Below are 12,973 nucleotides of genomic sequence, written 5' to 3' on the forward strand. Positions count from 1 at the left end.
TTTATTATGCCTAATAAAATCCCCGCTCAAAAACTGTCATTTAAAATAAAACTTTTAACGGCTGTTTTTTCTCTATTTTAAATTGGACTTAAGTCTTATTTCAGACTCTCCGGTTAAATACGGCGAGCCTGCCAGAAGACTTTGCGCCAGTAGACGTTGTCCAGCGAGGAGCGGATTACCCCCTGGCTGGTGGAAGCATGAATAAAGGCATTATCACTGTCGTAGATGCCGACATGCAGGCCATTCTCCCCGCGACCGGTTTTAAAGAAGACCAGGTCGCCGGGCAGCAGTTCATCTTTACTGATACGGGTGCCGATATCACTCTGTGCTGAGGTGGTGCGCGGCAGTTGCAGCGCAAAGCGGTCGCGGAAGGTCAGATAGACAAAGCCAGAGCAGTCGACACCGTTGCGGCTCATGCCGCCATAGCGATAGGGCGTGCCGTGCCAGTGACCGAGCTGGTCGTTCAGCTCTGCAATCACGGTAATTGAGTCGGAGAGACGACCATTAATCGGCGGGGCGTGATGACTGCATCCCGTCAGCAGCAGAATCAAAATCAGCAAACCCAGGCGCATCGCCAAATGTCCTTATCAGAAGTTGCAACCGGTTTAATGTAGCGGTAAAGCCCGCCGGGTAGCAAGTGTCAGGGCAGGACGGTCAGCAGCCTGCGTCCTTCAAGCTCAATCTGCCGGAAGGCGATGCCATAAAGCGGTGTCAGCCGCTGCGGGGTCAGAACCGCGGCCGGTTCGCCCTGCGCAATGACCTGTCCCCTCTCCATCAGCCAGACCTGATTCGCCTGATGCAGCGTGTGGTTGAGATCGTGACTGCTGGCGATCACGCTGATGCCCGCCGCACAGAGTCCGGCGATCAGATCGTCCACCGCTTTCTGCTGGGCGATATCCAGCGCGGTCATGGGCTCATCCAGAATCAGCAGCCGCCCGTCTGGATTGATGCGCGGATCAATTTGCAGGCAGACCGCCGCCAGTCGGACACGCTGCCACTCCCCGCCGGAGAGCCGGGTCAGTGAGTGGGCGAGTTTATCCTGCAGCTGAAGCTGCTGCAGCAGCGTGCTGAGCCGATCTTCATCCTGCGCCCCCCTCTGTTTCAGATGCAGCCGTAAATAGTGCCAGACCGGCATCTGACTCAGGGGGGCCTGCTGCTGGGGAAGCCAGCCGCGAGCCCGGGCCAGCGCCGGGCCGCTCCACCCGGACAGCGGACGGTTATCCAGCACGATCCTGCCGGACGCGCCCTCCAGTCCGGCAACAACGCTGAGCAACGTGCTTTTTCCCGCGCCGTTCGGACCGGCGACATGCAGCAACTGACCGGCGGCAAGCTCACCGTTCAGTGAGCACAGCCGCCCGGCGAGCGCCACCTGTTGCAGGCGCAGCAGCATCTATTTCGCCAGGGCCTGTTTAATGGTTTCCAGAATAATGGGATCTTCCGGCGTCATATCAGGCGCGAACCGCTGGACAATGCGACCATCCCGGCCAATAACGAATTTTTCAAAGTTCCACAGGATGTCGCCCGGCGCTTTCGGTCCGCGCCCTTTGCTCACCTGACGCTCGTAAAAACCGCTGCCTTCGGGACGAACGGCGTCAGGACAGGCTGCGATCATCTGAGCATAGAGCGGGTGACGCCCTTCCCCATTAACGTCGGTTTTGGCAAACATCGGGAATGTCACGCCATAGGTGGTGCTGCAGAAGGTTTTGATCTCTTCGCTGCTGCCAGGCTCCTGCTCCAGAAACTGATTGCAGGGAAAACCCAGTACGCTGAAGCCGTGATCCTGCCAGGCCTTCTGCAGATTCTCCAGCTCCTCATACTGCGGGGTGAGGCCACATTTCGAGGCGACGTTTACCACCAGCAGTACCTTGCCCTGCCACGCAGAGAGCGTGGTTTTTTCACCATCAAGCGTAACCAGTTCAGTGTCATAAATGTTCATGCTGAATTCCTGTTGTGGATGCAGAGTAGCCAGCCGAAAGCTAGCGCGAAGATTTTACCAGTAAAAGAATAAACAGCGGCGCGCCGAGTGTCGCCGTGACCACGCCTATCGGTAATTCGGCCGATGTCAGCGCCAGACGCGCGACGATATCGGCCGCTAACAGCACGCCTGCGCCAGCCAGCGCAGAGGCGGGCAGCAGATAACGGTGATCGCTGATGCCGCTCAGCCGCAGCAGGTGCGGGATCACCAGCCCGACAAAACCAATGGCACCGGCCATGGCAACGCTGATACCGACCAGCCAGCCCATCGCCAGCACCAGCAGATTGCGCCAGTAGAAAAGAGAGAGACCGAGCTGACGAGCGGAGATTTCCCCCAGCGCCAGCAGATTCAGTATGGGTCCCGTCGCATTCAGGGCCAGCATCACCGGCAGCAGCGCCAGCATCATTCCGCCATAGCGCCAGTCAATGCCGCTGAAGCCGCCCATCATCCAGTACATCAGCTGACGCAGGTCGAGGCTGGTGCTGAAGTAAACAGCCCAGGTCATGATGGCACTGCAGATAATCCCCAGCGCCACGCCCGTGAGTAACAGCCGGGTCACCGAGAGCTGACGGTGCGCGAAACAGAGCAGGATCAGCGTAATCATGAGTGCTCCGGCCATCGCGGCCAGGCCGAGGCTCCACAGCGAGCCGCTGCCCAGCAGCACGCCCAGCACCAGACCGATGCCCGCTCCGTTTGAGACGCCCAGCAGGCCAGGCTCGGCCAGCGGATTGGTAAACAGCGCCTGCATCACGACGCCGCACACTGCCAGGGATGCACCGACCAGCATCACCGCCAGACTACGCGGCAGCCGCAGCTGCCAGACAAAGAGCCGGCCGCTCTCCGTAAACCACTCTGAGGGCACGATCCAGCTGTCACCGGCACACAGGCTGCCACAGAGCAGCGCAAGCAGCATAAGAGCTAAAGTAATAAGCCATTTCTGGCCGCGCTGGTCGGCCTGAAGCGCGAGCGGGTCAAGCAGAGACATAGGCTGGATTTGCTGAGAAAACAGAGATTTGATTGTAGTGGGATTGCAGAAAAAAGAAAGGTGGTTGAGGCGGTGTGCGCCCTGCTGGCAGACGGGCGCGCCAGCGCAGTCACCGGCGGGTGAGACCATGAAAAAAGGCCGCTTGCGCGGCCTTTTTGAAACGCTGAAATTCAGTCAGTCTCTTTGGGTGTAGCGTTCTCTACGCGGCTTTTCAGCTTCTGTCCCGGGCGGAATGTCACTACGCGACGCGCGGTGATCGGAATATCTTCCCCCGTTTTCGGGTTTCTGCCAGGACGCTGGTTTTTGTCACGCAGGTCAAAATTGCCAAACCCAGACAGTTTTACCTGTTCTCCATTTTCCAAAGCGCGACGTACCTCTTCGAAAAACAGCTCTACTAACTCTTTGGCATCGCGTTTGCTCAGCCCGAGTTTCTCAAACAGGTACTCTGACATCTCAGCTTTTGTAAGCGCCATAGGTTCAATCCCTCAAGGTTGCCTGGAATCGCTCTTTTAATGCCGCAACACATTTGCCAACGGTCGCGGCAATCTCCTCTTCTTCGAGTGTCCGGCTGGTATCCTGCAAAATCAGGCTGATTGCGAGGCTCTTGAAGCCCTCAGAAACGCCCTTACCGCGGTACACGTCAAACAAGTTTACGCCAACTACCTGATTTACGCCAACTTTCTTACACTCCGCGATGATATCTGCTGCAGGGACGTTTTCAGCCACCACAACAGCAATATCACGACGGTTAGCCGGGAAGCGAGAAATCTCGCGCGCGTCAGGCAGGACGCGGTCTGCGACCTTATTCCAAAGCAGTTCAAAGACTAAGGTGCGGCCGTTGAGATCCAGCTTACGTTCCAGCTCAGGATGAACGACTCCGATAAATCCGATTCGTTCATCGTGCAAATAAATCGCCGCGCTCTGTCCCGGATGCAACGCCGGATTGGCTTCAGCCCGGAAGCTGATCGCATCCAGTTTGCCGGTTAAATCGAGCAGCGACTCTAAATCGCCTTTTAAATCATAGAAGTCAACTGCCTGGCGCGCCAGATCCCAGTGTTCTTCAACACGGTTTCCGCTGATAACACCGGCCAGCATAAGATCCTGACGGATGCCTAAATCTGCCTGCGTGTCGGGCACAAAGCGTAAGCCGCTCTCAAACAGACGTACGCGACTCTGCTGACGGTTCTGGTTGTAGACGACTGCGCTGAGCAGGCCGGTCCACAGGGAGAGACGCATGGTCGACATCTCGCTGGAGATCGGGCTTGGCAGCAGCAGCGCCTCTTCACCCGGATGCAGCAGCTGCTGAACCTTCGGATCAACGAAGCTGTAGGTAATCGCTTCCTGATACCCCTTATCCACCAGCAGGTTTTTCACGCGTTTCAGCGACAGGTTCGCTTCGCGATGCTGAGTCATGACCAGCCCCGCCTGCACCGGCACGTTCGGGATGTTGTTGTAGCCGTAAACGCGGGCCACCTCTTCAACCAGATCTTCCTCAATCGCCATGTCGAAGCGCCAGCTCGGGGCGATCGCCTGCCACTCACCTTCGCCTGTCGTGACGTCGCAGCCGAGACGGGTCAGAATATCGGTAACCTGCTCATCGGCGATGACATGACCAATCAGGCGATCCAGTTTTTCCCGGCGCAGGGTGATCGTCGCCGGAACCGGCAAGGCGGCCTGATGCGTCTGATCGATGATCGGGCCGGCTTCACCCCCGCAGATGGAGAGCAGCAGCGCGGTTGCACGCTCCAGCGCGATATGTTGCAGCGCCGGATCAACGCCTCGCTCATAGCGATGTGACGCGTCGGTGTGCAGACCGTGACGACGGGCGCGGCCGGTGATCGCCAGCGGGTCAAACCAGGCGCACTCAAACAGAATGTTCTGCGTTTCGCTGTTCACGCCCGAATGTTCGCCACCGAAGATACCCGCCATCGCCAGCGCCTGCTGGTGATCGGCGATGACCAGCGTGTCTGCCTGCAGGCTGGCTTCAGTGCCATCCAGCAGCGTCAGCTTTTCGCCCTCTTTCGCCATGCGCACCACGATGCCGCCGTTAAGACGATCGAGGTCGAAGGCGTGCATCGGCTGACCCAGTTCCAGCAGCACATAGTTGGTGATATCCACCACCGGATCGATTGAGCGGATACCACAGCGACGCAGCTTCTCTTTCATCCACAATGGCGTGGCCGCACCAACGTTAACGCCTTTCACTACGCGACCCAGGTAGCGCGGACAGGCCTCCACCGCATCAACCTGAATCGGGAAGGTGTCACTCAGCGTGGCAGCGACCGGCTGAATCTCTGGCTTGTTCAGCGGCAGACCGTTCAGCACCGCCACATCACGCGCGATACCGATCAGGCCCAGACAGTCCGCGCGGTTAGGCGTGACGCTGATTTCAATGGTGTTGTCATCCAGCTGAAGCCAGGCGCGGATGTCGGTGCCCACGGGCGCATCGGCAGGCAGTTCAATAATGCCGTTGTGGTCGTCGCTGATTCCCAGCTCGGAGAAAGAGCAGAGCATCCCTTCTGATGGCTCACCGCGCAGCTTGGCCGCTTTGATTTTGAAATCACCCGGCAGCACGGCACCTACGGTGGCGACAGCGACTTTCAGTCCCTGACGGCAGTTCGGCGCGCCGCAGACGATATCCAGCAGACGGTCACCGCCCACATTAATTTTGGTCACACGCAGTTTGTCAGCATTCGGATGCTGACCGCACTCCACCACTTCGCCAACCACGACACCGTGGAACGCACCGGCGACGGCCTCAACGCCATCCACTTCCAGACCGGCCATGGTGATTTGTTCAGACAGCGCGGCGCTGTCCAGGGCTGGATTTACCCATTCGCGTAACCAGAGTTCACTGAATTTCATTGGATAACCTGCCCTTACTTAAATTGTTTGAGGAAACGTAAATCGTTTTCGAAGAATGCGCGCAGATCGGTCACGCCATAGCGCAACATGGTCAGACGCTCCATGCCCATACCAAAGGCGAAACCGGAGTAAACTTCCGGGTCAATGCCGACATTGCGCAGCACATTAGGGTGCACCATGCCGCAGCCCAGCACTTCCAGCCACTTGCCGTTTTTACCCATGACGTCCACTTCTGCTGAAGGCTCAGTAAACGGGAAGTAGGACGGACGGAAACGAATCTGCAAATCTTCTTCGAAGAAGTTGTTCAGGAAATCGTGCAGCGTGCCTTTGAGATTGGTAAAGCTGATGTTTTTATCCACGATCAGTCCTTCCATCTGATGGAACATCGGCGTGTGGGTCTGATCGTAATCGTTACGGTAGACGCGGCCTGGCGCGATGATACGAATCGGCGGCTGCTGAGCCTGCATAGTACGGATCTGCACGCCGGAAGTCTGGGTACGCAGCAGACGGGTGGCGTCAAACCAGAAGGTATCGTGATCGGCACGAGCCGGGTGGTGAGCAGGAATATTGAGTGCATCAAAGTTATGATAATCATCTTCAATTTCCGGCCCGGTGACGACAGCAAAGCCTAACTCACCGAAGAAGGTCTCAATGCGATCCATCGTGCGGGTGACCGGATGCAGGCCGCCATTTTCAATGCGGCGACCCGGCAGTGACACATCGATGGTCTCTTCCGCCAGACGCGCATTCAGCGCCGCCGATTCCAGCGCCTCTTTACGCGCGTTCAGGCGGTCGGTGACCTGCTGTTTCGCTTCGTTGATTACCGCACCGGCTGCAGGGCGCTCTTCAGCAGGCAACTCGCGTAAGGTGGTCATCTGTAATGTCAGATGCCCTTTCTTACCGAGATATTCGACGCGCACCGCGTCAAGGGCGGCGATATCTGTCGCCCCGTCGATAGCCGCCGTGGCGCTGGCCACCAGTTCTGCAAGTTGGGACATAATTTCCTCTTTTTCCAGTCAGGCTGGTCAGTTCTTGTTGGGACCTGCCGGTCCAGTATGCTAACGCCAGAAACAAAAAAGCCTCCACGAGGGAGGCTTTTAGCGCGATTTTTCGTTTCTTTTCTTATGCGCAAAAGCCCCCGGATGTCAGGCGCTAAAGTAAAAAAAGAAACGGAAAATAGCAGCATTCATGCTTGCAGTTACCTTGTCATGCTTTACGAGGGCACTATTGAAATGCGCGGAGACGAAAATGTCAATCTTTTGCGCAGCTTACAGGCAATAAAAAAGGGAGCAAGCTCCCTTTTTTATCTGACTTACGCCAGAGCTGATTTCGCTTTTTCGACCAGTGCAGTGAAGGCCACTTTGTCGAATACGGCGATATCGGCCAGGATCTTACGGTCGATCTCAATGGCTGCTTTTTTCAGACCATTGATGAAACGGCTGTAAGACATGCCGTTCTGACGAGCCGCTGCGTTGATACGCGCGATCCACAGCTGACGGAACTGACGCTTACGCTGACGACGGTCACGGTAAGCATACTGACCAGCTTTGATAACAGCCTGGAAGGCAACGCGGTAAACACGTGAACGTGCACCGTAATAGCCTTTAGCTTGTTTTAAGATTTTTTTGTGACGTGCGCGAGCAACTACACCACGTTTAACGCGAGCCATGTGAGCTCTCCTGTTCTATATTCTGTTTAAAAAAAATGGACTTATGCGTACGGCAGGCAGGCAGAAACCAGACCCAGATCGCCTTTTGACACCATGCCTTTAGGGCGCAGGTGACGTTTACGCTTAGTAGATTTTTTGGTCAGAATATGACGCAGGTTTGCGTGTTTACGCTTGAAGCCGCCAGAAGCGGTCTTCTTGAAGCGCTTAGCCGCGCCACGTACAGTTTTAATCTTTGGCATTTTTAAAAATATCCACTTCGCATTGTTGATAACATGACCCAGACAGGCGAACAGAAAACCGCACAACGCGAACGCTGCGCGGTTAATGTTACTTGAAAGCCTACTGTTTCTTCTTAGGAGCGAGCACCATGATCATCTGGCGGCCTTCGATCTTCGAAGGGAAGGATTCGACAATGGCCAAATCCAGATCTTCACACAGGTCTTTACGGACGCGGTTAAGCACTTCCATACCGATCTGCTGGTGCGCCATCTCACGACCACGGAAACGCAGCGTGATTTTGGCTTTATCGCCATCTTCCAGAAAGCGAATCAGGTTGCGTAGTTTGACCTGATAGTCGCCATCATCGGTTCCAGGACGGAATTTAATTTCCTTAACCTGAATAACTTTTTGCTTCTTCTTCTGTTCCTTAGAAGATTTGCTTTTTTCGTAGAGGAACTTGCCGTAATCCATAATACGGCAAACCGGCGGTTCGGCGTTCGGGCTAATTTCGACTAAGTCAGCACCCGATTCCTCGGCTTTTTCCAGAGCTTCGCGTAATGAGACGATGCCAAGTGGCTCGCCATCCATGCCCGTTAAGCGCACTTCAGTTGCGCGGATTTCGCTGTTAATTTTGTTCGGACGCGTCGGTAGTACTCGTTTTCCGCCTTTAATACTTTATTCCTCCAGTTGATGAAGATTTCGGCTGCGAATCTCTTGTTGCAACTTCTCAACAAAGAGATCGACATCCATCGACCCCAGGTCTTTACCACGGCGGGTGCGAACGGCAACTTTGCCTGCTTCCACCTCTTTATCACCGCAGACCAGCATATAAGGGACGCGACGTAATGTGTGCTCGCGGATTTTAAAGCCTATCTTCTCATTTCTCAAGTCTGCCTTCACACGAATGCCAGCATTCTGCAGCTTACGCGTTAAAGACTCAACATATTCCGCTTGTCCATCGGTAATATTCATAACCACGACCTGCTGTGGTGCCAGCCAGGTTGGGAAGAAACCAGCAAACTCTTCGGTCAGAATACCGATGAAGCGTTCCATCGATCCCAAAATCGCACGGTGAATCATCACAGGCGTCTGACGATCGTTATTTTCACCCACATACGTCGCTTCAAGACGTTTTGGCAGGGAGAAGTCTAGCTGAACGGTTCCACACTGCCAGGCGCGATCAAGACAATCGTACAGGGTAAACTCAATTTTCGGGCCGTAGAAGGCACCTTCGCCTGGCTGGAACTCAAACTCAATGTTGTTTTCGTTCAGCGCGGCAGCCAGATCTTCCTCGGCGCGGTCCCACATCTCATCGGTGCCGATGCGCTTCTCAGGACGGGTAGAGAGTTTGACCACAATCTTTTCGAAGCCGAAGGTGCTGTACATGTCATAAACCATGCGGATACAGCTGTTCACTTCGTCACGCACCTGCTCTTCTGTGCAGAAGACGTGGGCATCATCCTGAGTAAAGCCGCGTACACGCATCAGGCCATGCAGCGCACCTGATGGCTCATTACGGTGACAGCTGCCGAACTCGGCCATACGCAGCGGCAGGTCACGGTACGATTTCAGACCCTGATTAAAGATCTGAACGTGTCCCGGACAGTTCATCGGTTTAATGCAATATTCACGGTTCTCAGACGAGGTGGTGAACATCGCTTCTTTATAGTTTTCCCAGTGCCCGGTTTTTTCCCACAGGACGCGGTCCATCATGAACGGACCCTTCACTTCCTGGTACTGGTACTCTTTCAGCTTGCTGCGGACAAACACTTCCAGCTCGCGGAAGATGGTCCAGCCGTCGTTATGCCAGAAGACCATACCAGGTGCTTCTTCCTGCATGTGGTAGAGATCCAGCTGCTTACCAATCTTGCGATGGTCACGCTTTGCCGCCTCTTCCAGACGCTGCAGATAGGCTGCCAGCTGCTTTTTGTCTGCCCATGCGGTGCCATAGATGCGTTGCAGCATCTTGTTGCTGCTGTCGCCGCGCCAGTAAGCACCGGAGATCTTCTGCAGTTTAAAGTGATGGCAAAACCGCATGTTCGGCACGTGCGGACCGCGGCACATGTCGACATATTCTTCATGATGATAGAGGCCAGGCTTATCGTCGTGGCTGATGTTTTCATCAAGAATGGTGGTTTTGTAGATTTCGCCGCGCGCCGCAAAGACGTCACGGGCTTCCTGCCAGCTGACCTTTTTCTTCACCACATCGTAGTTGGTCTCAGCCAGCTGATGCATGCGTTTTTCCAGCAGGTCGATATCTTCCTGGGTCAGCGTACGATCGATGTCGACATCATAATAGAAGCCGTTATCAATGACCGGGCCAATCGCCATTTTCGTATCCGGCCACAGCTGCTTGATGGCATGCCCTAACAGGTGCGCGCAGGAGTGACGGATGATTTCCAGACCGGCTTCATCTTTTGCAGTGATAATCGCTACGGCGGCGTCTTCGGTGATGGGATCGACCGCATCAACCAGTTCACCGTTCACGCGGCCAGCGATACAGGCTTTCGCCAGACCCGGCCCGATGTCCAGCGCGATATCCATCACACTGACAGGGCGGTCGAACACACGCTGGCTGCCATCAGGAAGCGTAATTACAGGCATTTCTAATCCTTATTTGCAGTGGTAGGCCACACGAAAGCCTACATGCAACGTCATGTAAAATGGGTGACCTGGCGTAACATCAGACCCACATTGTCGGAATGTCGCCAGGATTGCCGTGCGGGGCAGATGATAGCAGTTTTCCTGGTCGAGAAAAACCATCCCCTTTTTGCTAAGCCGTGGAGAGATCAAAAAAAAGCGGCCTGACAGAGTGTCAGGCCGCCGGGCAGACCACGGGTAAAATTGCGCTTACATCGCGTAGGAGAGCATAACCGAGGTTTTGGTGTCGGTGCGATCCGGCGCAGATTCCGGCGGATTGTTGTTCCAGGTCACGTTGTACGCCAGCTTCAGGGCGAAGTGGCTGTTAATTGCCACCTGCAGGCCGGTTTCAGAGTTCACGGTGGTATCTTCACCGAAGCTGCTCAGCACAGACACACCCTGGACAAATTTGGTGGTGTCAGTGAGCTGCCACTGATAGCTGACCGCGCCATAGCCCAGCGCTTTGGTTTCGTGGCCGCCATCGTGGAAATCGTCGTAGCGCACACCCGGACCAAATTCCGCACGCAGTGAATGCACCGGACCGTTCAGGATCTGACGACCGTAACCGGCTGTCAGAACGTCACGCGAATCGTAACCATTGAAACGATCGCTTAACCAGCTCGCCTGACCAAACAGGTAGTCATAGTTGCTGACGTTGTAACGTGAACGGCCGCCGATGCTATAGGTCTCGGAAGAGCGCTCATCGTTTGACGAGGTGTTGGCCGCGTTACCCCACAAGCTGTAAGCCATTGATGACTGATACCAGGTCATATTAGTCTGAGCGGTCATTGATGAACTGGTGGTGTTACCGGTTTGCGCCAGGTATCCCGCAGCAGCTGAGCCTTCAAACGGCTTTTTCGCCGTAGAGGGGTCATCCATTGAGGTGAATACGGCGTTATCGGCCAGTGCCTGGTGACAAAATGCTCCGGCGGAGAGCAGAAGAACAGCAGACAGCTTGTTATAGGCTTTCATTAAATGTGATCCGTGCGACAGTTTAAAAAACGAAGAGTCTGAAGCGTTTTGCCCGGCATTCAATGCAATTTACGGTAAGTTTTGTAAAAAAATATTAACTCACCCGAAATGCGTGGAATCAGCCCTGCAACACGTGTTAATTGGGACTCATCTGATTAACGTCGCGCATTATAGTGCTGCGAAAGGGAAAAGATAGCCGTAGCCGCAGAAGATTTTTCCCCCCCGCGCACCTGCCTGACAGGAATTTACGTCCGGCATCACGGCAGACACCGCGCATCCCCTTCATAATTCGCCTGATTTTTCACCATGGTCTACGCTCAGTTCAGTTTCCCTTCCCCGGAGGTGCCTCATGAGCAACAACGCCCTAACACGCTATATCGTGACCTTTCACTATCAGGAATCGGGATTAAGCGACATCCTGGAGCTGACCAGCGCCATGACGGCGGCCGGTTTCACCACCACCCTGGCTGACGATGAGGGCCACCCGCATGAACTCGGGACCAACAGCTTTGGTATTGTCAGCCCGCTGTCGCCTGAAGCGCTGCAGCAGCAGGCCACTGCGGCGGGTGAAAGCGTGCTGGGTCAGCGGCCGGACGTGACCGTGACGACCTTCGAAGCGTTTTTGCGCGACACCGCTGAACATCGCCCCACCCGCTCCGCACCAGAATAAGAGGTGCAATCGGGCTGGTTTTGGTGAATATTTACGCAGTACAATCTGTCTTACGCAGCGAATAACGAGGATAGCCCAATGTGGTCAGCCATTAGTCGTCTGTTAAGCGAGCAGTTAGGCAATGCCGAAATCACCGAACGTCACGCCCTGGCCGGCGGCGACATCCATCCCACCTGGCGTATCCGCTACGGTGATCACGACGTGTTCGTCAAAAGTAACAGCCGGGACAGGCTGTCACTCTTCACCTGGGAAGCTGACCAGCTGGCGCTGCTGGCGCGCACCGGCACGGTTCGCGTGCCGGAGGTCTATGGCGTAGGCCAGCACCGCGAGGAGAGTTTCCTGCTGCTGGAATATATTCCGCCTCAGCCACTTGATGAGCAGAGTGCCTGGCGGCTCGGGCAGCAGCTGGCGCACCTTCATCAGTGGAGCGAGCAGACACAGTTCGGTCTCGATTTCGACAACAACATCACCACGACTCCTCAGCCCAACAGCTGGCTGCGCCGCTGGTCGGTCTTTTTTGCCGAGCAGCGCATCGGCTGGCAGTTACAGCTGGCGGCAGAAAAAGGGGTGCTCTACGGGGATACCGAGCTGATCATTGCCGCCGTGCAGCGGGTGCTGGCCTCCCATCATCCGCAGCCGTCGCTGCTGCATGGCGACCTCTGGCCAGCCAACTGTGCCAGCAGCCACAGTGGCCCCTGGGTGTTCGATCCTGCCTGCTACTGGGGCGACCGGGAGTGCGATTTAGCCATGCTGAGCTGGTACCCCGACCTGCCGCGTCAGATTTATGACGGCTATCAGTCGGTCTGGCCGTTACCGGATGGGTTCTCGCAGCGTCTGCCGGTCTATCAGCTCTACTATTTGCTTAACCGGGCTAACGTCTTTGGCGGGCACTGGCCGGACGACGCACAGTTCGCCATCGGCCAGTTGCTGGAAGAGGATGCGCTGAGCGCCAGTCAGGCCAGACCGGCCTGACGACGC

15 protein-coding genes and 1 other annotated feature are annotated in these 12,973 nt (G+C 55.6%); of the genes, 2 read left to right on the forward strand and 13 right to left on the reverse strand.

Annotation, left to right across the window (positions count from 1 at the left end; translation table 11 throughout):
• Positions 1–113 precede the first annotated feature (113 nt).
• The 13 genes from OJ965_RS12745 to OJ965_RS12805 all read right to left on the reverse strand — a co-directional run bounded on the left by OJ965_RS12745 (position 114) and on the right by OJ965_RS12805 (position 11,325).
• Positions 114–572 carry a C40 family peptidase gene (locus tag OJ965_RS12745; protein WP_154928115.1) on the reverse strand — a complete coding sequence of 153 codons (459 nt, stop codon included), beginning with the start codon at positions 570–572 and terminating at the stop codon, positions 114–116.
• A 68-nt stretch (positions 573–640) separates the two neighbouring features.
• A complete protein-coding gene (btuD, locus tag OJ965_RS12750) occupies positions 641–1,390 on the reverse strand; it encodes a vitamin B12 ABC transporter ATP-binding protein BtuD (RefSeq protein ID WP_154928114.1) in 750 nt (249 codons plus the stop codon).
• The gene (locus tag OJ965_RS12755) at positions 1,391–1,936 is read right to left on the reverse strand and encodes a glutathione peroxidase (RefSeq protein ID WP_265136115.1); all 546 of its coding nucleotides are present in this window, start codon (positions 1,934–1,936) and stop codon (positions 1,391–1,393) included.
• A gap of 40 nt (positions 1,937–1,976) precedes the next feature.
• The gene (btuC, locus tag OJ965_RS12760) at positions 1,977–2,960 is read right to left on the reverse strand and encodes a vitamin B12 ABC transporter permease BtuC (protein ID WP_265136117.1); all 984 of its coding nucleotides are present in this window, start codon (positions 2,958–2,960) and stop codon (positions 1,977–1,979) included.
• A 170-nt stretch (positions 2,961–3,130) separates the two neighbouring features.
• Entirely contained in the window at positions 3,131–3,433 is a 303-nt protein-coding gene (gene ihfA / locus OJ965_RS12765) for an integration host factor subunit alpha (protein ID WP_003853259.1), read from the reverse strand.
• Between the two features lie 4 nt (positions 3,434–3,437).
• Entirely contained in the window at positions 3,438–5,825 is a 2,388-nt protein-coding gene (pheT, locus tag OJ965_RS12770; RefSeq protein WP_154928112.1) for a phenylalanine--tRNA ligase subunit beta, read from the reverse strand.
• A 14-nt stretch (positions 5,826–5,839) separates the two neighbouring features.
• Entirely contained in the window at positions 5,840–6,823 is a 984-nt protein-coding gene (pheS, locus tag OJ965_RS12775) for a phenylalanine--tRNA ligase subunit alpha (RefSeq protein WP_009090534.1), read from the reverse strand.
• A 71-nt stretch (positions 6,824–6,894) separates the two neighbouring features.
• Positions 6,895–7,020, reverse strand: a sequence feature (Phe leader region).
• Entirely contained in the window at positions 6,971–7,015 is a 45-nt protein-coding gene (gene pheM, locus OJ965_RS12780) for a pheST operon leader peptide PheM (protein ID WP_106120997.1), read from the reverse strand. (Overlaps the previous feature by 45 nt.)
• Before the next feature lie 117 nt (positions 7,021–7,137).
• Positions 7,138–7,494 carry a 50S ribosomal protein L20 gene (rplT, locus tag OJ965_RS12785; RefSeq protein WP_006118956.1) on the reverse strand — a complete coding sequence of 119 codons (357 nt, stop codon included), beginning with the start codon at positions 7,492–7,494 and terminating at the stop codon, positions 7,138–7,140.
• Positions 7,495–7,535: 41 nt separating this feature from the next.
• Positions 7,536–7,733 (reverse strand): 50S ribosomal protein L35, encoded by a 198-nt coding sequence (gene rpmI / locus OJ965_RS12790; protein WP_009090535.1) that lies wholly within the window; start codon positions 7,731–7,733, stop codon positions 7,536–7,538.
• A gap of 100 nt (positions 7,734–7,833) precedes the next feature.
• Positions 7,834–8,385, reverse strand: a complete 552-nt coding sequence (gene infC / locus OJ965_RS12795; protein WP_033736278.1) for a translation initiation factor IF-3 — start codon at positions 8,383–8,385, stop codon at positions 7,834–7,836.
• A 3-nt stretch (positions 8,386–8,388) separates the two neighbouring features.
• Positions 8,389–10,317: a threonine--tRNA ligase gene (gene thrS, locus OJ965_RS12800; RefSeq protein ID WP_009090537.1), complete on the reverse strand. Its 1,929-nt coding sequence runs from the start codon at positions 10,315–10,317 to the stop codon at positions 8,389–8,391.
• A gap of 246 nt (positions 10,318–10,563) precedes the next feature.
• Positions 10,564–11,325, reverse strand: a complete 762-nt coding sequence (locus OJ965_RS12805) for a DUF481 domain-containing protein (RefSeq protein WP_009090538.1) — start codon at positions 11,323–11,325, stop codon at positions 10,564–10,566.
• A gap of 349 nt (positions 11,326–11,674) precedes the next feature.
• Between OJ965_RS12805 and ghoS the strand changes: the two genes are divergently transcribed.
• Complete coding sequence (ghoS, locus tag OJ965_RS12810) at positions 11,675–11,995, forward strand: type V toxin-antitoxin system endoribonuclease antitoxin GhoS (protein WP_009090539.1); 321 nt, start codon at positions 11,675–11,677, stop codon at positions 11,993–11,995.
• A gap of 78 nt (positions 11,996–12,073) precedes the next feature.
• Positions 12,074–12,967, forward strand: a complete 894-nt coding sequence (locus OJ965_RS12815) for a fructosamine kinase family protein (protein ID WP_009090540.1) — start codon at positions 12,074–12,076, stop codon at positions 12,965–12,967.
• The last annotated feature ends 6 nt before the right edge of the window (positions 12,968–12,973 follow it).

The sequence above is a fragment of the Pantoea anthophila genome (assembly GCF_026104315.1).
Lineage (GTDB): Bacteria > Pseudomonadota > Gammaproteobacteria > Enterobacterales > Enterobacteriaceae > Pantoea > Pantoea anthophila.

What these genes read in the sequence shown, in the direction of transcription:
- pheT (WP_154928112.1), bottom strand. Translation starts at nt 5,825, where the DNA reads ATGAAATTCAGTGAACTCTGGTTACGCGAATGGGTAAATCCAGCCCTG.
- OJ965_RS12755 (WP_265136115.1), bottom strand. Translation starts at nt 1,936, where the DNA reads ATGAACATTTATGACACTGAACTGGTTACGCTTGATGGTGAAAAAACC.
- btuC (WP_265136117.1), bottom strand. Translation starts at nt 2,960, where the DNA reads ATGTCTCTGCTTGACCCGCTCGCGCTTCAGGCCGACCAGCGCGGCCAG.
- OJ965_RS12805 (WP_009090538.1), bottom strand. Translation starts at nt 11,325, where the DNA reads ATGAAAGCCTATAACAAGCTGTCTGCTGTTCTTCTGCTCTCCGCCGGA.
- rplT (WP_006118956.1), bottom strand. Translation starts at nt 7,494, where the DNA reads ATGGCTCGCGTTAAACGTGGTGTAGTTGCTCGCGCACGTCACAAAAAA.
- ghoS (WP_009090539.1), top strand. Translation starts at nt 11,675, where the DNA reads ATGAGCAACAACGCCCTAACACGCTATATCGTGACCTTTCACTATCAG.
- OJ965_RS12745 (WP_154928115.1), bottom strand. Translation starts at nt 572, where the DNA reads ATGCGCCTGGGTTTGCTGATTTTGATTCTGCTGCTGACGGGATGCAGT.
- OJ965_RS12815 (WP_009090540.1), top strand. Translation starts at nt 12,074, where the DNA reads ATGTGGTCAGCCATTAGTCGTCTGTTAAGCGAGCAGTTAGGCAATGCC.
- thrS (WP_009090537.1), bottom strand. Translation starts at nt 10,317, where the DNA reads ATGCCTGTAATTACGCTTCCTGATGGCAGCCAGCGTGTGTTCGACCGC.
- rpmI (WP_009090535.1), bottom strand. Translation starts at nt 7,733, where the DNA reads ATGCCAAAGATTAAAACTGTACGTGGCGCGGCTAAGCGCTTCAAGAAG.
- btuD (WP_154928114.1), bottom strand. Translation starts at nt 1,390, where the DNA reads ATGCTGCTGCGCCTGCAACAGGTGGCGCTCGCCGGGCGGCTGTGCTCA.
- ihfA (WP_003853259.1), bottom strand. Translation starts at nt 3,433, where the DNA reads ATGGCGCTTACAAAAGCTGAGATGTCAGAGTACCTGTTTGAGAAACTC.
- pheS (WP_009090534.1), bottom strand. Translation starts at nt 6,823, where the DNA reads ATGTCCCAACTTGCAGAACTGGTGGCCAGCGCCACGGCGGCTATCGAC.